Consider the following 19408-nt stretch of genomic DNA (forward strand, 5'->3'; position numbering starts at 1 on the left):
CATCATGTCTACCCCTGAAGATATCAGTCAGAATAAACCTTTGCTTTGGTTGATGGCAGCAGCATGTGGCTTATGTGCAGGTGTGAATTACTATTGTCAACCGCTGATTCACTCGATTCAACAAGAGTTTGCTGTAACTCAAGCACAAGCTGCTTTAACAGTGACATTTGCTCAGGTGTCTTATGCCCTCGGTTTACTCTTTATTGTTCCAATGGGTGACATCGTCAATAAAGCCAAGGCTATTCCATTTTTAATGGTGCTTTGTGCAATTGGCCTATTTACTTCTGCTTTTGCTGTGAACTTGCCTATGCTATGGATTGGTACAATTTTAGCAGGCTTGTTTTCTGTTGCCGCTCAAGTGCTTATTCCTCTTGCCACAATGACTGTAAAACCCGAAAAAACTGGCGAAATCATTGGTTTTTTAATGAGTGGTTTATTAGTCGGGATTTTACTCTCTACCAGTCTGGCAGGCTTATTTTCGAACCTTTTCCACTGGAAAGTGGTTTATGTTGTAAGTGGCATATTAATGCTGCTGCTAGCATTTACCTTAAAAAGCCGCTTGCCTTATGTCTTACGTATGAAAATGAACTATGGGCAAATCTTTGTTTCCATGGCTCAACTTTTACAGCAGGAAAAGCGATTATTATTAAGAGCACTTACAGGTGCTTTCGCCTTTGCAGCAGTAAGTATCTTGTATTCTACTATCGCATTACTTCTTACCTCAGCACATCACTTACCTGATCTATTTATTGGACTAGTGCCTTTAGTGGGTATCTTCGGTGCGTTATCAACACGCTACATTGGTAAATATGCAGATCAAGGCCATACTAGCTTACTGACATGGATGGGCTGCGGGCTGTTCTTAGTAAGTTGGGTTTGTTTCTACTTCGGACAAACTCTACTTTCTACTTATGTTATTGGTTTTGCTTTAATTCAATTAGCACTGGCGCTCGTACACACCAGTAACCAAAGTATTATTTTCCGTTTACGACCAGATGCAAAGTCTCGTATTAATGCCATTTATATGACGACTTACTTTATTGGTGGTGCAGGCGGTTCAGCATTAGGAATTTTTGCATGGAACCGTGGTGGATGGACCATGACTTGCCTTGCAGGGATTGGGCTAGTTGTTCTTTGTATTTTATTTAGCATGTTCGATACGATCTTACAAAAAAAGAAAATGGTTTCCCAATAAGGTAACTTGTTATAAATCATCTTTCTATATTCAATACAAGAGTGGTTATAAATTACTCGGTTAAATGCCCCTGTCGATTCAAGCATAAACCTCGTATAATGCTGCCCTTTCATTAATTTAGCGACTTTTGGGCTATTGGTTATGCAATCACTTCAATCGTTACAACCTCGTATTTCTGTCGCACCCATGATGGACTGGACTACAAAGGATTATCGATTCTTTGCACGCTTGTTTAACCCAAATGTTGTGCTCTACACAGAAATGGTGACCACAGGTGCGATTCTTTTTGGCGATGCAAAACGTCATTTGGACTACAGCGCACAAGAACACCCTATCGTATTGCAACTTGGTGGCTCAAATCCGCAAGAGCTTGCAACCTGCACAAAAATGGCCGAAGACTGGGGTTACGATGAAGTCAACCTCAATGTAGGCTGCCCAAGTGACCGTGTACAGAACAATAAAATCGGTGCTTGCTTAATGGCAGAACCAGACTTGGTTGCTGAATGCATTCATACCATGCAAAAAGCAGTAAAGATTCCTGTAACAGTCAAACACCGTATTGGTATCGATGACATGCAATCTTACGAAGAGATGCTTCATTTTGTAGATACTGTTGCAGCGACAGGTTGTACTTACTTCGTTGTACATGCTCGTATCGCTATTTTGAAAGGTCTATCTCCGAAAGAAAACCGTGAAGTTCCACCTTTACGCTATGAAGATGTTTATCGTTTAAAACAAGAGCGTCCGCATCTCACTATTGAAATTAACGGCGGAATTAAAACGTTTGCTGAAACTCAAACACATTTACAGCACGTTGATGGAGTCATGATTGGCCGTGAAGCCTATCATAATCCGTACTTACTCGCGGAAATGGGTCAGCTTTGGAATTTAGAGGCACCTGATCGATTCGATATTATGGAAAAAATGCTGCCTTATATTGAACAACGTATGGCTGAAGGCGCTCCTCTTTCAATCATTACGCGTCATATCTTAGGTCTATTCCAAAACTTGCCAGGTGCTCGAAAGTGGCGCCAAGCGCTAAGTGGCGGAAATGCAAAAACTTTAGGTGATGTAGAACAGGCTATTAGCAACATGCAAGCAGCTCTAATTCGTACCGAGGAATATTTAAAAGAGCAGCAAGCTTAAGTCTGTGAGCGCTTCTTAAATTGTAAGAAAATGTGGCATTTTAAATCAGAGACTTAGATTTTGAGTATATTCGCAAATGTTGAAGCAAAATATTCAAATTTAAGCTCTGGTTAATTATTTATTTATAATGATATCAATAATTTAAATTTCACTATTTTTAATCACTCTTTTGATGAGCATCTTTTTACTCCGAAGCAGGTACCTCTGGAAAAAAGATACGTTATTACATAACATAAACAAAACTTTTAAGGTACGCCGATTAGTATCTCTGAACGCCACAGGTAGGTGGTGATTTTTTTAATATGGATATGAGTAGCACGGTAGAGATTTCACGATGATTATTTATGACGGACAAGTAGCTGATAATTACATGTATCAGGATTCAAATCAGGCAGCCATTGTTGTATCCCACAGCACCCCAAGCCTTCCTTATCCTTTCACCATGAAACCCAATAATCATCAGACAGAAACTTCCAGTACTCCCGCTATAGATATTGATAAATTTGTAGAAAAATTAGAAAGTGTTACCTCTAGACGCAGTAAAGCTCGTTGCGCCCGTAGTATCCGCCTTGCACTAGAATCTGCTGGTGCCAATGTCGAAAACCACCCAATCGCAGCTTCAGATTGGGGAGATACCTTAAAAAAGATTGGCTATAAAGAAATTAATCCAGCCTTTGATGAACCACAAGAAGGCGACATCTATATCATTCACAGAACCCGCAACCATGTTTATGGACATATTGCTGGATATACAGGAAGTGAATGGGTCTCTGACTTCAAACAAAATAGTTATGATGTCTATAAAGATGATAGCGTAACCTATACTTATTACCGATTAGGGCAAACTACTTAAGAACTAAATGTTCAATCACTTGAATCATTTCAAGCATTTTATCAAACAAACATTTTGAATCCAGCTTGGCTTCTTTTTTGCTTTATTTTCATATTGTACTCGTCAAAAATAATGATGGAACTTTATGAAAAGAATATTGCTGAGCTTTTACTTAATGACGTCATTTAGTATGACGTATGCTGCCCCAGATACAAAAATTGAAGAGGTTTTTAAAAAAGTACCTGAAAAACGGATTTATCAGCCCCAATATTTATTAAAAGAAACCACCCCTAAAGCTCGGATCCATGTGATACGAAAACAATATTCAAATGGACTACTAGATTGTCCTTCCGTGATTTATTACGACAAGAAGAAAATTCTATCTTTGCACTCATTTGAAGAAGCAACATTTTTTCTAGAGCCTGATCGTTACTATATTCGCTATGAGGTTAACAATAGTGGTTGTATCAATTTGGAATTTTACCAGCATAAACGCCCAAAAATGGACATCCTATCTCAGGAGCGTCAGTTAGAAGGTGATACCGAATATACATTTTCTATTAGTGAGCACACTGGGCCACAATAATTATTTCAGCATAAGTTAAACATATTGCCTCTCACACTTGCAGCAGCTGGTAGATCTGCTCAACATAAGGTTGAATCAGATCACTCTGGTTTGCTCTGTAAGCTAAAACTACTTCAGATAAAAGATTCTTATTTTCTAGAGGAATCAATTTTACATTTTTGGGTAATATTTGCTTAAACTCTTGGGGAACAATGCTGATACCTAAATTTGCAGCGACTAACTGCAATTGGCTTAGCTTACGTGATTGGATCGCTGCTGCTTTAGGCCAGAAGCCTGCCCCTACACACAAGTTTGAAACCAAATAGCTTAAACCACCTCGTTTAGAATGGGGTGTAGAAACGAAATACTCATCTTTTAAATCTTTAACTTGAATCTCTTGTTTATTTGCAAACTTAGCATGATCAACATGCACAGCCACCATTAAAGGTTCTTCATATAGCTTAACAATATTAATTTCATCTAAAGTGTGCCGAACTGGTGGTCTAATCAAACCAATATCAATTTCTCCGCTCATTAAAGCTAGAATTTGATGCTCAGATGACAAAGTATTTATCTCAAAATTTATATGTTTGGCTAAGCTAATTTCTTTTAATATCTGAACCTTTTTATCATCCATAATAATACTACTCGAGTGAGCAATTTTAATCTGGCGATTTTTTCCTTCGGCAATATCCTTAGAAACTCCAATGATTTCATTTAAATAATGCATATTATTTTTTATTTTTTTATAGAAGATCTCTCCCGCCGTTGTAAGTTTTATTTTCTTATCAGTGCGATCAAATAATTGAAAATCAATTTCTTCTTCTAATAACTTAATTTGTCGACTTAAAGCAGACTGAGCAATAAAGAGCTTTTCTGAAGCAGCAGTAAAACTCCCTTCTTCTACAATTTTTATGAAATATTGAAATTGTTTTAATGTGAGCATTACCATCTCAAAATTAGATTATTAGGTCTATTTTCTATATTAGATTAGATGGGTTGCCTTCGCTAGAATTTTATCAAGACCACCCACTTGATTGAATTATTCATGAAGTATTTTAAAGGTTTCACCATCTTCACTGTTGTTGTTCTAATTTTCTGGTGCTTTAAATTTTATGATCAACATCTTCCAACACAGCCCAAACACGACACTATAGAGTTATATGATTAAATCGTTTTTCTCAAAAACAAAAGGCATGCCCACCAACATAAGAGCATGCCTTTTTATGTTTAAATCAGGCTTTCTTCAAATCGAGTTTCTTCAAAACTTCAGCCACAGCAATCATAGCAAAGCTTGAAGTCACCACTACCGCTGAACCATAACCACCACAGCGTAGGCCAGCCGATGGACAAACATCCGCACTTGAAAATGGATTATCGATTGAGTAAACACAAGTAATGCCAAATTTCTCTTTTGGCTTTTTACAGATGCCTCGAGCACGAAGCTGACTACGTAGCTTAGCCAACATTGGGTCTTGTTCCGTCTTTGATAAATCAGCCACACGGATTTTAAGCGGATCGAGCTTACCACCTGCTCCACCCGACACAATCAACGGAATTTTATTAAAACGGCAATGGAGCATTAAAGCCAACTTTGCTTTAACGTCATCAATGCAGTCCAGGATAATATCTGGTACAGGGTTTAGCAGCGCTGTGACATTCTCAGGTGTTAAGAAGTCATCAATAATATTTACTTTAATACGTGGGTTAATTTGGCGACAACGTTCCGCCATAATTTCAACTTTTTCACAGCCCAGAGTTGATGTCATTGCAGGTAGCTGACGGTTCACATTTGATGCTGCAACTACATCCATATCGACTAGTGTGATCTCACCAATACCTGTACGTGCTAAAGCTTCAACCGCCCAACTGCCGACACCACCAATACCAATCACCATCACATGACTTTTTTCATAGTGCTGGAACGATGAATCACCATAAACTTTGGCTACACCTGCAAAACGGCGGTCATATTCATCTTGTTGAAGATCGGTCATTGCTACTCTTTGAGGGGATATAAAACACGGGAGGTATTTTACTGCTTTTCAAAACCAAATTGCTACTTGGCACTAGTCAGCTATCTGATTGATGCCAAAGCCATTCACAGCCTGTCGAGCATCGACAAGATACTGTTTTTGCAAAACGTAAGATATTAATCAGTATTGAACAGGTTCTGTGAATAGCAATGGTTTTGCCTACTTTTGCCGAAACAAAAGTAGGGTTATGAGCTACTACCATTAGAATTTTTTACGACAAGGCTCTGCCGTGATAATTCTTCCAATACCAACCAATACAAATATTGATTGGTATTAATCTCAAAATAACATTAACCAGCAATCAAATTCCGCAGTACATAATGCAAAATACCACCCGCCTTAAAGTACTCCACCTCATTTAACGTATCAATTCGACATAAAACATTAAAGTGGCTGGCGACTCCATTTGGCCCTTTTACATCAACCTCAAGAATTTGATGAGGCTGAACGCCATCAGACAAACCTCGAATTGATATCACTTCATGGCCTGTTAAGTTGAGAGATTGTCGAGTTTGCCCATCAACAAACTGTAGTGGCAACACGCCCATACCCACCAAGTTTGAACGATGAATACGCTCAAAGCTCTCAGCAATCACTGCCTTCACACCTAATAAGTTTGTTCCTTTGGCAGCCCAGTCACGTGAAGAACCTGTTCCGTATTCTTTACCAGCAATAATCACAAGCGGTGTATGTTCTTGTTGATAACGCATTGCAGCATCATAAATAGCGAGCTTTTCACCACTTGGCACATGAATGGTATTACCACCCTCTTCACCACCAAGCATCTCGTTTTTAATACGAATATTGGCAAAGGTCCCGCGCATCATGACTTCATGATTACCGCGTCGAGAACCATAGGAGTTAAAGTCTTTTGGCTCAACACCTTGCTCTTGTAAATATCGACCTGCCGGACTGTCTTTTTTGATATTACCTGCTGGTGAAATGTGGTCAGTCGTTACTGAGTCACCAAGCACTGCCAAGATATTTGCTTGTTCAATATTTTTAATTGGTTTTGGTGGTTCACCAATGCCTTCAAAGAATGGCGGATGACGGATATAAGTCGAATCATCAGCCCATTCATAAGTTTTACTTTTTGGAATCTGAATTGATTGCCAGCTTTCATCACCATCAAACACCGCAGCATATTCTTTATGGAACATGTCTGTATTTACTTTCTGTAAAACGGCATCAATTTCCGCCTGACTTGGCCAGATATCTTTTAAGTAAACAGGTTGCCCATCTTTACCTTGCCCAATAGGTTGCGTTGTCAAATCAGTACGAATATTACCAACTAAACCATAAGCGACTACCAAAGGTGGTGAAGCAAGCCAGTTTGTTTTAACTAATGGGTGTACACGTCCTTCAAAGTTACGGTTACCAGAAAGTACTGATGCAACATTCAAATCATGGCATTGAATTGCTTCTTCAACTGGTTCGGGTAGTGGACCTGAGTTACCAATACAGGTTGTACAACCATATCCCACCAAGTTATAGCCCAACTCATCTAAATACGGCGTAAGCCCAGCAGCCAGCAAATAATCAGTCACGACTTTAGAACCTGGTGCAAGAGAACTTTTCACCCACGGTTTCCGCTGTAAACCTTTTTCAATCGCTTTTTTAGCAAGGAGACCTGCTGCCAGCATTACACTTGGGTTAGAAGTATTGGTACAAGATGTAATAGCCGAAATAACAACATCACCATGATTTAATGGATAGGTTTGTCCTTCAATCACACAAGAAGGACTTTCATGTTGAATATTTGCTTTTTTTGCCTCGACAGCAGTACCGCCACCACCTTCATTTTCTAAACGCTCTTTAGCTTCTTTGGCTGGTTTTAATGTTAACTCCATGAGCGCATTAAAGGTTTTAGGTACTTCGGATAAAAGCACTCGGTCTTGTGGACGTTTTGGTCCTGCTAGACTTGCCTGAACCGTACTCATATCAAGACTTAAAGTATCAGTAAAAACAGGTTCATCACCTGCATTTCGCCATAAACCTTGTGCTTTGCTATATGCCTCAACCAATTCAATACGATCACTTTGACGACCAGTTAATCTCAAATATCCTAGTGTCACTTCATCAATTGGGAAGAAACCACAAGTCGCCCCATATTCTGGCGCCATATTGGCAATGGTTGCACGGTCAGCAAGTGGTAAATCTGCTAAACCATCACCATAGAACTCTACAAATTTACCCACTACCCCTTTTTGACGAAGCATTTGAGTAATAGTCAGCACCAAATCAGTTGCAGTAATCCCTTCTGGTAGTTTTCCTGTCAATTTAAAACCAATGACCTCAGGAATCAGCATAGAAATCGGTTGGCCCAGCATAGCCGCCTCAGCCTCAATTCCCCCTACACCCCAACCTAAAACACCTAAACCATTAATCATGGTGGTATGTGAGTCTGTACCCACTAAAGTATCGGGAAAAGCAAAAGTCTGACCGTTATCTTCACCTAGCCACACCGCTTGAGCCAAATACTCTAAATTGACCTGATGGCAAATACCTGTGCCCGGTGGCACTACACTAAAGTTATTAAATGCTGATTGTCCCCAACGTAAAAATTGATATCGCTCACCATTACGTTGCATCTCGATTTGTACGTTTTCTTCGAAAGCTTGATCGTCAGCAAAATAGTCGACCATCACCGAGTGATCAATCACCAAATCAACAGGAGATAATGGGTTAATTTTTTCAGGGTCACCGCCTGCCTGTGCCATCGCTGCTCGCATTGCAGCTAAATCAACGACTGCTGGCACACCCGTAAAATCTTGCATTAAAACCCGCGCAGGTCGATATTGAATTTCCTGATCTGAGGTGCGGGTTTTTAGCCATTCTGCTAAGGCATGGATGTGTTCAGTTTTAACGCTGTGCTGATCTTCAAACCGTAATAAGTTTTCCAATAATACCTTTAAAGATTTCGGCAGTTTGGCAATATCCCCTAGCGTTTTCTCTGCTTGGGCTAAGCTAAAAATCTGATAATTGCTGGAACCTACTGTTAGCGTCTGTAAAGCATTAAAACTATTGATATTGCTATACTTAGCCATTGGGTTATCCTCCCATGTCTGGCAATGTTATTTTTCACGTTTTTACATGTTGTTTTCTTACTTTAAGCTTCTTTTTTAATCGCTGTGTTTTGTTTTAGTTAATATTTTTAATCTTTGATTTTTATTACGATAATTTCAATGCAGTGAGAGAGTTTTTCCACAACACCTCAGTCAAATCTGACTCTGGCATATTTAAATTTTCAGCCAAACTTTGTAATACATAAGGCAAATTAACAGGAGTATTACGAGTACGTTGTTCAGTTGAGGTTTGGCAGCAAAGCGGTGTCATATCTGGGCAATCTGTTTCTATCACCAAGTGCTCGGCACCTATGGCCTGCACAACAGTATGAAGTTTTTTTGCATTCGGGTTGGTAATCTGTCCTGTCACACCAATTTTAAAACCAAGCTTAATAAGGCCTTTTGCCTCTTCTACCCCACCACTAAATGCATGAGCAATACCACCCAATTTAAATTTTTGAGCTTTTAATATAGCAAGCACATCACCATGTGCTTTTCGAATGTGGAGTAACACTGGTTTTTGATATTGCGTTGCCAGCTCTAACTGATCTGTAAAATATTGCTTTTGCTTAGCATATATATCGGGCTGCTTATGTTCTTTTAAGAAAGTATCTAAGCCAATTTCACCCACTGCAACGCAGTCTTCTTGCTGTAAAATTTGTTCAAGATGAGAAAGATGCTCTGGCCTGTGCTGTTCAATATAAAACGGATGCAGCCCCGGCGCTAAATAAGAAGCAGGCACGTTGTCCCACTGTTTGAGTTGATGATGAGTTTGTAGCAATTCGTCAAAGCGTGACTGCACAAAACCAATTAAGACTAATGCATCTACGCCCACTTTTTTGGCATTAAGCGCTAACTGTTGCCGATCTTCATCAAAATCGGCAACATCAAAATGGGTATGGGTATCAAACAAATGCATTAGCCAGCACTTTTTGCAACTGGTGCAGAAGCTGGTTTAGCTTTAGGCTGTGGCAAATACTCTTGTTTCAACACGTCTTGTAATTGGTCATATGCAATGACTAATCGAGGTAATCCCACTACATATGGTCCAATTTCATATTCACCATATTGAAGAATTAAACCTTGCTCACCCAATAAGAAGTTATCAGATAACTTAAATGGCCAAGCTTGCTCATATTCACCCACATTATCAGCCAGTTTAGAGTCCGTAACCCAAGTCTTAAAGGCTTCATGGGCTAACTTTTCTAATGCAGCTTTTTGCTGTGGGCGTAACAAATCTTCAAGCTTGATCTGCTTTTGTTCTTTTAAATCAAAATTATAATAATGCTGCGCAGCAGAACCATGTGCTCCACCTAAATAGCTACTACTATTCAGTACCACGGTTACGACTTTACCTTGAGCCTGCAAGATTTTAGGTTTCACCAAAAGATTAATTTGATGATTACTACTTAAAGCTTTTAATTCATTGTCCAAACCAATAAATGAATTGGCATAGCGTTGAACTTGTGCATCAAAACTATTTTTTTGCTCTGCACCCGCAACTGCTGAAGCTTCTGTTTTTTGATCGGCTTGCTTCACTTTAGCATCTGGTTCAGCAATCTCTAAAATTTGACCTAGAGTCTTTAAAATTTGCTCATCTAGAATTTTGTCAATAAATGGAAAATTACTCTGCAAACGTTCAACTGTGAATTCTGGACAAGTTTTACCATCACAATCAGGTAAAGCAACCTTAGTAGGAACTGTTTCGCCCTTCAAAGTCAGCTCTACTGGCTTTTGTTCCTCGACTGCTGGTTTCTGCTGTTCTTGAGAATCCTTAGGATCAGCTTTAGGTTGGCATGCCACCAAAAATATAGCAGAAGCAAGCAAAGTTAATCGCAGTGAAGCTTTAGAAGATAACATCATATTTTGCCTTTTATTCTAAGGAGATTACACAGTGCCTTTTCTAAGAAATTAGCGCATATAAAAAGAGGTTGCAAATTCTGCTACCATCTTAAAACATTTGTTCATAAACCTCGGGTTGTAATATTTTTTTGGTTTGTTCTTTAGATAAATAAATATCGAGCTGTGGAGCTTCTTTAGTAATCTGATTTGCCTGATAATGTAAGCCAACACCTTCACCATCAAAGAACCAATCTGCTTGCCCCCAATATAAAGTTTTTGGTGCTTCTTTCTTTATGTCAGCAGTCTGCTTTTTTAACCAGTCTTGATAGGCCACCTGCACCATTTGATGCACAGTCGTTTGTTGATCTTTTTGTAAAACATCTAATAAAGCTAAGCTTTTATGCAGTTTTCGATCGGCCACAAAAAAGTAATAACGATCTTTAATCGTGAGCTCTTCTTGCTTGGTATCCAGCCCTAATTGCAATAAAACATATTGGTTACGCTGTGATGCAATACGCGTATGAAGATGTAATTCGTAAGCCCGATTCTTTGAATATTTATCTTGCCATTCATCAGACTTTTTAACATAGGCATTAATGGCTTGCTGCAAGCTTAAGTCTTTTTTCAAATCAATTTGGTCTTGGATCACTTTAGCCTGACTTTTGGCAATCCATTCATTTAGCCATGCATCTTGGGTCTTTATCGTTTGAAGATCAACATCAATACAGTTTTTCTTTTCACAAAATGGCAAAGCATAATCAGCTTTTACTTGTTGTAAGTTAAGAAATGGCAGTACTTCAGCCTTTTCTATATGTTGAGTTTGGGTAGATTCTAGTTTTGTTTGAGAAGATGATGAAGACTGAGTTCTTTTCCAGACAAAAAGACAAATTGCCAAAATTAATATGATTACTGCAACTACAAGCGCAATAATTGTCTTTCTATTCAAATTCATTTCATCATCCTTTCTTATTTTTCAAAACAAAACAGCTTCTATTCGAAGCTGTTTGTCACATTAAAATAATCAGTGTTCACGTGTGTTACGGAACTGAATATCAGGCCAACGCTCTTGCATAATCTGCAAGTTCACTCGGCTTGGCGCAAGATAGGTTAAGTGTCCGCCGCCATCGATAGAAAGTTGATCATGTGCTTTCTTCTTAAACTCATTCAGAGTTTTTTCGTCATCACAGTGAATCCAGCGAACTGTGTTAACACTTACTGGCTCATAAACACAGTCAACCTTATATTCTTCTTTCAAACGATAAGCAACCACATCGAACTGAAGCACACCTACCGCACCCACAATCAGGTCATTGCTGATTTGTGGCATAAATACCTGAGTCGCCCCTTCTTCCGACAACTCTTTCAAACCTTTTTGCAATTGTTTTGACTTCAATGGATCTTTTAAACGCACACGACGGAACATCTCTGGCGCAAAGTGAGGAATACCTGTGAAATGTAAATTTTCACCACTGGTAAAAGTATCACCAATTTGAATTGTGCCATGGTTATGTAAACCAATAATATCGCCTGGCCATGCTTCTTCTAAATGTTCACGCTCACCAGCAAGGAATGTCAAAGCATCACTAATGCGGACATCTTTACCAAGACGCACGTGGTTCATCTTTAAACCTTTTTCATATTTACCAGAGCAAATACGCATGAAGGCAATACGGTCACGGTGTTTAGGGTCCATATTGGCTTGAATTTTAAATACAAAACCAGAGAAACCTTCTTCTTTCGCCTCAACCACACGCTCTTGTGTAGGATGCGCTTTAGGTTCAGGTGCCCAGTTCATAAATGCATCTAGAACGTGGTCAACACCAAAGTTACCTAATGCCGTACCAAATAGAACCGGAGTTTGTTTACCTTGTAAAAATAATTCGCGGTCTAATGGCTCATTCGCCATTTGCACAAGTTCAAGCGACTCTTCAAAAGATGCCCAAGCCAACTCACCTACTTTTTCACGAATATCCGCATGATCGTATCCATCACGGACTTCAATATCGGTAATGGTTGAGCCAAAACCTGCTTTGTAGACATACAATTTATTTTCAATAATGTTGTATACACCAGCAAAATCACGTCCCATCCCTAATGGCCATGTAATCGGTACACAGCGGATATTGAGGACATTTTCAATTTCATCAAGTAACTCAAGCGGCTCACGAATCTCTCGGTCCATCTTGTTTACAAATGAAATAATAGGAGTGTCGCGCATACGACAAACTTCCATCAATTTGATGGTACGTTCTTCGACACCTTTTGCACCATCAATTACCATTAACGCAGAGTCAACTGCAGTTAGGGTACGATAAGTATCTTCCGAGAAGTCTTCATGTCCCGGTGTATCGAGTAAGTTAATCGTATGACCTTTATATGGGAACTGCATAACAGAAGTGGTAATCGAAATACCACGCTCTTTTTCCATTTCCATCCAGTCAGATGTAGCTGCGCGGTCAGATTTACGGCTTTTTACCATCCCTGCAACCTGAATTGCTTTACCCCATAACAACAGTTTTTCTGTCATGGTGGTTTTACCGGCATCGGGGTGGGAAATGATGGCAAATGTGCGGCGTTGAGCAACCTGTGCCGCTAACTCATCTTTAAAACTCATGAAATACACCTACTGCGGAAATTGCAGTGCCAAAGACCTAAAGTCGATCAAAATAAAAATTGGCGTAATTGTAGCAGATTTATAGAAGTGTTTAATGATTGTTGATAAGCTATGAGCTACTCATAAGCTTTTTAGATATTTTTTGAGAATGTAGCTTAGCATCTTAGAAATTTTATAATTAAAAAAAGCCCATACAATCTTAGATGGGCTTTCTTCGGGCTTAGGAGAATATCTTATGCCAGTTTCTTTTCTTCTATAAACTGAACATCGGCAATTTGTGCATCCCAGAACTCATTCCATAACGCGCAATATTCAATACATAGCTTCGTTAAGCCTTCATAATCATCTTTGGTAATTGCTTGCGCTAAAGTGAACCAAAGATCATCTTGATGGTCATCATCAGCAGCTTCAGACGTTTCATCAGTAGATACACCATGCACATGGTAATACCCACCACCTTCAACATCGATATTCACAAATTTGGTTGCTTGACGTAATGGAGGACTAAAAAGAATCACCTCTTCCTCTGCAACAGCTAGTAAAGCGACTACATTGATATAACTATCATAAGAAGATTCTAAAAATGATCTAACCTGATCTGAAATTTTTGATGGCTTAAAGTTACGACGATCAAGCTCTGTTAAACCATAATCATTAAGTAAATCTTCATATAATGGATAATGAGCATATTCAGGATTCCCCAAATAATAATTATCTTTACCTAAACCAGGACGAAAACCAAATTCATCAAGTATATTTAAACTTAATAATACTCTTGGGAACATTTTAGCTCCGGAATGGAGTTTAGGTTCCAATTGTTTTGTCAGAAACTGAGCCTTTAATAAAGCATCTGTAAAAATTTGTACAATTGCATGACGATATTCTAAATGAATATGAGTCAAACTCTTCTTATCGAGATATCCGTTATTTAATACTTCAATTGCAGGATGTCTAGAAACTGGTAATTTTGCAATTTTACTTCTTAACTCTTTAAGAAATTGTAAATTCTCTTCCCACTGTTTTGCAGGAATGCTATTTCTCATCCCTTGCAATGCTTTTTCTCTTGGATTATTAAAGTCTTCAAATTTTTTTGACATAATCATTCTCAGTAAAAAGTTTTTCTTATAGTTAAGTTATAGGGCCTTATTTTTATTCCAATTTTGCATTCAATTGCTAAAATAAATTCCACAAACCAAAACTTAACAATTTTATATTATGTTTATTAACTCAACAAATCAACGAATTAATTAATAATATTTAAAAAAAGTAAATTACTGCCAATTAGAGGTAATTTTTATTATTTTCAATAACAAATCAACCTATTGAATAAATATAATTTTTTAAATATCATTAAATAAGATTTATTTAAGCTTTCATACTTTACAATAGCAAAGTTAATCAAAAATATTTTATGACGAGAAAACCGATGTCAAAAAGAGAAACAATTATAACAACAGCCACTACCCTCTTTAACCAAAAAAGCTATACCTCTATCGGGGTTGATCGTATTATTGCTGAAGCAAACGTGGCAAAAATGACTTTTTATAAATATTTTTCTTCTAAAGAAGCCTTAATTGAAGAATGTCTTCATCGAAGAAATTTAGAAGTCCAAACTTCTTTATTTGATAAAGTTAATGATATTGATGATCCATTAATTAAACTTAAAAGTATTTTCAACTGGTATGTAGACTGGATCAATACAGATGATTTTAATGGCTGCTTATTTAAGAAAGCGACGATTGAAGTCATGCAATTGTATCCATCTATTAAATATCAAATTAATAAATATCGAGATTGGATTTACAAATTAGTTTTTTCAACCTTTTCAGAACTAGAAGTTGAGAATAAACAAATTCTTACAGGACTCTTTCTTAATATTGTCGATGGCATCATTATTGATGGCACTATAAATAAATCAAAAATCAACTCAGAGAAAACATGGTCTTATATAAATAAAATCATTAATTTTGAGAAGGTTCGAGAGTGTGCAACTATTTAATATATAAATTAATTAATTTTTTATAATTTAATAAAAATAAACAATAATGTTAATTTTGGTGGAGCATAAAACCCTACTCCACCAAGTTAAACCTGACTCACTCATTTTTACAGTCCTATAAATTTAATGATTTTATTTTTAAAACAAGTATTTCACTTCAACTTTAATCAAGACCCTCTATTTTAAGTCTAATTATTTTATAAAATTAATAAAATCAATAAGAAAATTTTATAATCCTTTTTCTAGCTCGAGCTATTTATTCATTAAAGTAATTCTTCAGCAATGATATATATTTTATTTAAATATACTAATAAATTATTATATCTAAAGTATTTTATTTTCTATAACAAATAAAAAGTTAACACATCCATTTCAAATATTTTATATAAGTTATTAAAATTATTATATAAATTTTACTAACAAACACTTCCAATAGCACACTATAACTTGCTGTGCTTTGGGCTAAAGCTTTTTCAATTTCAAAAATTATTAACTATGCAATCCCATCTAAATGAGCATATAAGAAGAAACTCTCTCTTAAACTATATATTTATGTTTAATCTTTTATTTGTAACTGAGCAGGCACATATCATCTTTAGGTGGATCATTTTAAAAGATTAGAACTAGCTTGATCAGTCACTGCTTAGCATAATACTTTGATAATTAAAAAATTAAATTAAAGGAAATAAATATATAAAAGGTTAAACGAAATTAGCCCCTTGAGACTCAATGAGTTGATCAACGTGAACAGGCATTCCCAATAGATAACCCTGAAATTGCTGACATCCTAAACGCGTCAAAATCTCAACCTGCTGCTGGGTTTCCACTCCTTCTGCCGTTACCGTTAAACCTAGCTTTTTAGCTAAATGAATAATACTTTCTAGAATAACTTCTTCTTTTGAACCTGGTTTTAAATCAACAATAAAGCCACGGTCAATTTTCAATTCGTCTACAGGCAAATCTTTTAAATATAAGAAGCTTGAATGCCCTGTTCCAAAATCATCAATGGCAACACGAATTCCCATATCACGTAATCGCTCACAGGCTCGGATACTCAAGTCGATATGACGCATTGCCGTAGATTCTGTAATTTCAACAATTAAGTGATGAGGTTGAATTTGATATTTTTTTAGTAATGCTTCGAGCGTACTAAATAACTTTTTATTTTCAAACTGTAATGCCGACAGGTTCACTGCAACTGGATAAAACGGTGTATTACTGCGTTCCCATGCTTGAATTTGCAGGCAAGCTTGCTCGAGTGCCCAATATCCCATTGGAATGATTAAACCAGTTTTTTCCGCACCTTCAATGAACATATGCGGAGTAAGTATTCCTAAGGCTGGGTGATTCCAGCGGATTAAGGCTTCAACTCCACAGACTTCAAGATTCGTATTAAATTTTGGTTGGTAATATAAGATGAACTGTTTTTCTTCTACGGCTTTATAAAGATCATTGATCAGTTTTGACTGACTTCTTGTTTCTTGCTGGTGGGTTGAGTAACTAAAGATTGTATATGTATTCCGCCCCTGTTCTTTAGACATGAGCATGGCGGCATCAGCATTCATGAGTAAGTCCTGAACATTCTGTCCATGCTCGGGAAAGAGTGCCACACCCAAACTTGCAGAAATATTAATTTCCTTACCAGAAATTTGATAGCTTTCCTGAATTAGTTGTAAAACTTTCTCAGCCAAAACCACCGCTTCATCTGCATTTGTATTTTCCGCAATAAGCAAAAACTCATCGCCACCGATTCTAAGTAATTTACATTTTTCATTGAGTTGCCAATGTAAACGGTTTGCCATTTGAATAAGTAATTGATCACCCACATGATGCCCAAATGCATCATTCACCGATTTAAAACGGTCTAAATCAATATATAAAAAAGCAATTTTCTGATCTTTATATCGATGATCTGAGAGCAATACCTCTGCATAATCAACCAAGTAAAGGCGGTTGGGCAGTTTGGTTAAATTATCTAGTATAGATAAGTTAGCTAATTCTTTATTCGCCTTACGTAACTCTAAATTCTGTTTTGTGAGCCTCTGCTCTAACATCGCGACAATAAAACTTGCTACAAGTACCAGACACGTGACTAAAATAATCGTAAATAATAATAAGTCATGTTCTGCCTGATATTGGCTAATAAATTTATCAGTGATATTCGTCGCAATGAGTGCCGTATAGTGCATTCCCATAATACTTAAGGTCATCATAACCGAAAATGCGATTTTTAAAGTTAGGCGGTAACGTTCATTGTCTTTCAATTTATAGGCTAATAAAAACGCCAGCCCTGAGCCACTCATCGCAATTAATATAGAAAATAATAGCAAGAAAGAGGTGTAATCTTTTTTATAGATATTAATATTCCAGCCCAACATACTAATGTAATATGAAGCTGAAATTCCAATTCCCATAATAATAGAGCTTAAAATGAGCCGGAATAAAGGGAGCGTAAAACGCGAAGTCAACCACATGGCAATGCACGATAGCAAAGCACTAATGGCAAATGAAACAGTAATCAAAGGAATATTCGAGTTAACTGTTTCAGACAGATGATAAGCTTGTATACCAATAATATGAACAATACTAATTGCTGATGCGAGCAATAAGCCATTGATAAATAGAATTAAGGACTCAATTTTTTTATAGATTTGCTTGAATATTAATTGCTCCATGGAAATCACAAGATAGCAAATGAAGCCAGCTGCAAAAAAAGAGCCGACGATCAATGTGCTATCGTAATCAACATGACCCATAGTGGACTTCCATGATTATTCAATACTTTTTTTTATTTTGTTCAACTCATTGCCCAAAATACAATTAAAAATTAAACATGTTAAAAAAATTTTAGTAAATTTGACGTTTTTAGTCAGTTATAAACAATAACATTATCTATATTTTGGTCAAGTATTTTTTACTTTATAAATCAATAGAGTAACTAAAAATTAAACATCCAATTATATGAAAAATATAGAATTTCTTTAATCTAGTCAACTTGACCTAATCGCTCTTTTTCGCATTCAAATAAAAACAGTATAAAAAAGAACCCTGCTTAGTAGCAGGGTTCTTTTGAAGCTTTAGAAAAAGAAAATTAGTTCTTTTCTTTGTCTACGATTTTGTTTGCTTGAATCCAAGGCATCATCGCACGTAACTTATTACCAGTTACTTCAATACCATGCGCAGCATTTTGACGACGACGAGCAGTCATAGAGGGGTAGTTTAATGCACCCTCTTGAATGAACATCTTCGCGTATTCGCCAGATTGAATACGTTTCAACGCATTACGCATTGCTTCACGAGACTGTTCGTTAATTACTTCAGTACCAGTTACATATTCACCATACTCAGCATTGTTAGAAACTGAGTAGTTCATGTCAGCGATACCGCCTTCGAACATCAAGTCAACGATCAATTTAAGTTCGTGTAAACATTCGAAGTAAGCCATTTCTGGAGCATAACCAGCTTCAACTAAAGTTTCGAAGCCCATTTTCACGAGTTCAACTGCACCACCACAAAGAACTGCTTGCTCACCGAATAAGTCAGTTTCAGTTTCTTCACGGAATGAAGTTTCGATAATACCAGTACGGCCGCCACCTACGCCTGAAGCATAAGAAAGAGCAACGTTACGTGCATTACCAGAAGCATCTTGGTGAATTGCGATTAGGTCAGGAACACCTGAACCACGTTGGTATTCAGAACGAACTGTGTGACCAGGTGCTTTAGGAGCAACCATGATTACATCTAAATCTTTACGTGGAACAACTTGGTTATAAAGAATTGAGAAACCATGAGCAAATGCAAGAGTTGCACCTTCTTTGATGTTCGGCTCAATCACGTCACGGTAAAGTTGTGATTGGAATTCATCTGGAGTCAAAATCATTACGAGGTCAGCTTGCTTAACAGCAGCAGGCACTTCTGCAACTTTAAGACCAGCATTTTCAGCTTTCTTCCAAGAAGCTGAACCAGCACGTAAACCTACAGTTACGTCTACGCCTGAGTCTTTAAGGTTAAGTGCATGAGCATGACCTTGAGAACCATAACCAACAATCGCTACTTTCTTGCCTTGGATGATTGATAAGTCACAGTCTTTATCGTAAAAAATTTGCATTTGTGT

The 19408-nt window shown here is 37.3% G+C and carries 16 protein-coding genes; 6 read left to right on the forward strand and 10 right to left on the reverse strand.

What is annotated here, in order from left to right:
- Nucleotides 1-4 precede the first annotated feature (4 nt).
- From MJX77_RS02515 to MJX77_RS02530, 4 genes are all read left to right on the forward strand, one after another.
- Entirely contained in the window at nucleotides 5-1195 is a 1191-nt protein-coding gene (locus tag MJX77_RS02515) for an MFS transporter (protein WP_252060484.1), read from the forward strand.
- A gap of 141 nt (nucleotides 1196-1336) precedes the next feature.
- Complete coding sequence (dusA, locus tag MJX77_RS02520; RefSeq protein WP_252060485.1) at nucleotides 1337-2341, forward strand: tRNA dihydrouridine(20/20a) synthase DusA; 1005 nt, start codon at nucleotides 1337-1339, stop codon at nucleotides 2339-2341.
- Between the two features lie 334 nt (nucleotides 2342-2675).
- Nucleotides 2676-3194 (forward strand): hypothetical protein, encoded by a 519-nt coding sequence (locus tag MJX77_RS02525; RefSeq protein ID WP_252060486.1) that lies wholly within the window; start codon nucleotides 2676-2678, stop codon nucleotides 3192-3194.
- Between the two features lie 169 nt (nucleotides 3195-3363).
- On the forward strand, nucleotides 3364-3759 hold the full coding sequence (locus MJX77_RS02530; protein WP_252061302.1) for a hypothetical protein: 396 nt from the start codon (nucleotides 3364-3366) through the stop codon (nucleotides 3757-3759).
- Nucleotides 3760-3790: 31 nt separating this feature from the next.
- Here MJX77_RS02530 and MJX77_RS02535 read toward each other — a convergent pair whose 3' ends face one another.
- The gene (locus tag MJX77_RS02535) at nucleotides 3791-4690 is read right to left on the reverse strand and encodes a LysR family transcriptional regulator (protein ID WP_252060487.1); all 900 of its coding nucleotides are present in this window, start codon (nucleotides 4688-4690) and stop codon (nucleotides 3791-3793) included.
- 96 nt (nucleotides 4691-4786) lie between these two features.
- Here MJX77_RS02535 and MJX77_RS02540 point away from each other — a divergent pair, with 96 nt between their 5' ends.
- On the forward strand, nucleotides 4787-4909 hold the full coding sequence (locus tag MJX77_RS02540; protein ID WP_252060488.1) for a hypothetical protein: 123 nt from the start codon (nucleotides 4787-4789) through the stop codon (nucleotides 4907-4909).
- A 64-nt stretch (nucleotides 4910-4973) separates the two neighbouring features.
- Here MJX77_RS02540 and MJX77_RS02545 read toward each other — a convergent pair whose 3' ends face one another.
- From MJX77_RS02545 to MJX77_RS02575, 7 genes are all read right to left on the reverse strand, one after another.
- Nucleotides 4974-5735, reverse strand: coding sequence for a tRNA threonylcarbamoyladenosine dehydratase (locus tag MJX77_RS02545; protein WP_151989376.1), 762 nt, complete (start codon nucleotides 5733-5735; stop codon nucleotides 4974-4976).
- A gap of 329 nt (nucleotides 5736-6064) precedes the next feature.
- Nucleotides 6065-8821: an aconitate hydratase AcnA gene (gene acnA / locus MJX77_RS02550; protein ID WP_144734209.1), complete on the reverse strand. Its 2757-nt coding sequence runs from the start codon at nucleotides 8819-8821 to the stop codon at nucleotides 6065-6067.
- 124 nt (nucleotides 8822-8945) lie between these two features.
- Nucleotides 8946-9758, reverse strand: coding sequence for a TatD family hydrolase (locus tag MJX77_RS02555; protein WP_252060489.1), 813 nt, complete (start codon nucleotides 9756-9758; stop codon nucleotides 8946-8948).
- Nucleotides 9758-10699, reverse strand: a complete 942-nt coding sequence (locus MJX77_RS02560) for a DUF3298 domain-containing protein (protein WP_252061303.1) — start codon at nucleotides 10697-10699, stop codon at nucleotides 9758-9760. The genes MJX77_RS02555 and MJX77_RS02560 overlap by 1 nt, the downstream gene beginning before the upstream one ends.
- Before the next feature lie 91 nt (nucleotides 10700-10790).
- Entirely contained in the window at nucleotides 10791-11633 is an 843-nt protein-coding gene (locus MJX77_RS02565) for a hypothetical protein (RefSeq protein WP_252060490.1), read from the reverse strand.
- Between the two features lie 69 nt (nucleotides 11634-11702).
- Nucleotides 11703-13295: a peptide chain release factor 3 gene (locus MJX77_RS02570; protein WP_199943647.1), complete on the reverse strand. Its 1593-nt coding sequence runs from the start codon at nucleotides 13293-13295 to the stop codon at nucleotides 11703-11705.
- A 233-nt stretch (nucleotides 13296-13528) separates the two neighbouring features.
- Nucleotides 13529-14392: a hypothetical protein gene (locus MJX77_RS02575; RefSeq protein ID WP_252060491.1), complete on the reverse strand. Its 864-nt coding sequence runs from the start codon at nucleotides 14390-14392 to the stop codon at nucleotides 13529-13531.
- Between the two features lie 329 nt (nucleotides 14393-14721).
- Here MJX77_RS02575 and MJX77_RS02580 point away from each other — a divergent pair, with 329 nt between their 5' ends.
- The gene (locus tag MJX77_RS02580; protein ID WP_013198955.1) at nucleotides 14722-15294 is read left to right on the forward strand and encodes a TetR/AcrR family transcriptional regulator; all 573 of its coding nucleotides are present in this window, start codon (nucleotides 14722-14724) and stop codon (nucleotides 15292-15294) included.
- A gap of 701 nt (nucleotides 15295-15995) precedes the next feature.
- Here the strand turns inward: MJX77_RS02580 and MJX77_RS02585 are convergent.
- Nucleotides 15996-18050 carry a bifunctional diguanylate cyclase/phosphodiesterase gene (locus MJX77_RS02585; protein ID WP_252060492.1) on the reverse strand — a complete coding sequence of 685 codons (2055 nt, stop codon included), beginning with the start codon at nucleotides 18048-18050 and terminating at the stop codon, nucleotides 15996-15998.
- Between the two features lie 335 nt (nucleotides 18051-18385).
- Nucleotides 18386-19402 carry a ketol-acid reductoisomerase gene (gene ilvC / locus MJX77_RS02590; RefSeq protein ID WP_004794656.1) on the reverse strand — a complete coding sequence of 339 codons (1017 nt, stop codon included), beginning with the start codon at nucleotides 19400-19402 and terminating at the stop codon, nucleotides 18386-18388.
- Nucleotides 19403-19408 lie beyond the last annotated feature (6 nt).

Source organism: Acinetobacter sp. AHP123, assembly GCF_023757925.1.
Taxonomy (GTDB): domain Bacteria; phylum Pseudomonadota; class Gammaproteobacteria; order Pseudomonadales; family Moraxellaceae; genus Acinetobacter; species Acinetobacter oleivorans.

Coding starts and splice junctions, on each gene's coding strand:
- MJX77_RS02580 (WP_013198955.1), top strand. CDS start 14,722: ATGTCAAAAAGAGAAACAATTATAACAACAGCCACTACCCTCTTTAAC.
- MJX77_RS02560 (WP_252061303.1), bottom strand. CDS start 10,699: ATGTTATCTTCTAAAGCTTCACTGCGATTAACTTTGCTTGCTTCTGCT.
- MJX77_RS02555 (WP_252060489.1), bottom strand. CDS start 9,758: ATGCATTTGTTTGATACCCATACCCATTTTGATGTTGCCGATTTTGAT.
- MJX77_RS02525 (WP_252060486.1), top strand. CDS start 2,676: ATGATTATTTATGACGGACAAGTAGCTGATAATTACATGTATCAGGAT.
- MJX77_RS02535 (WP_252060487.1), bottom strand. CDS start 4,690: ATGGTAATGCTCACATTAAAACAATTTCAATATTTCATAAAAATTGTA.
- acnA (WP_144734209.1), bottom strand. CDS start 8,821: ATGGCTAAGTATAGCAATATCAATAGTTTTAATGCTTTACAGACGCTA.
- ilvC (WP_004794656.1), bottom strand. CDS start 19,402: ATGCAAATTTTTTACGATAAAGACTGTGACTTATCAATCATCCAAGGC.
- dusA (WP_252060485.1), top strand. CDS start 1,337: ATGCAATCACTTCAATCGTTACAACCTCGTATTTCTGTCGCACCCATG.
- MJX77_RS02570 (WP_199943647.1), bottom strand. CDS start 13,295: ATGAGTTTTAAAGATGAGTTAGCGGCACAGGTTGCTCAACGCCGCACA.
- MJX77_RS02545 (WP_151989376.1), bottom strand. CDS start 5,735: ATGACCGATCTTCAACAAGATGAATATGACCGCCGTTTTGCAGGTGTA.
- MJX77_RS02585 (WP_252060492.1), bottom strand. CDS start 18,050: ATGGGTCATGTTGATTACGATAGCACATTGATCGTCGGCTCTTTTTTT.
- MJX77_RS02565 (WP_252060490.1), bottom strand. CDS start 11,633: ATGAATTTGAATAGAAAGACAATTATTGCGCTTGTAGTTGCAGTAATC.
- MJX77_RS02575 (WP_252060491.1), bottom strand. CDS start 14,392: ATGTCAAAAAAATTTGAAGACTTTAATAATCCAAGAGAAAAAGCATTG.
- MJX77_RS02530 (WP_252061302.1), top strand. CDS start 3,364: ATGACGTATGCTGCCCCAGATACAAAAATTGAAGAGGTTTTTAAAAAA.
- MJX77_RS02515 (WP_252060484.1), top strand. CDS start 5: ATGTCTACCCCTGAAGATATCAGTCAGAATAAACCTTTGCTTTGGTTG.
- MJX77_RS02540 (WP_252060488.1), top strand. CDS start 4,787: ATGAAGTATTTTAAAGGTTTCACCATCTTCACTGTTGTTGTTCTAATT.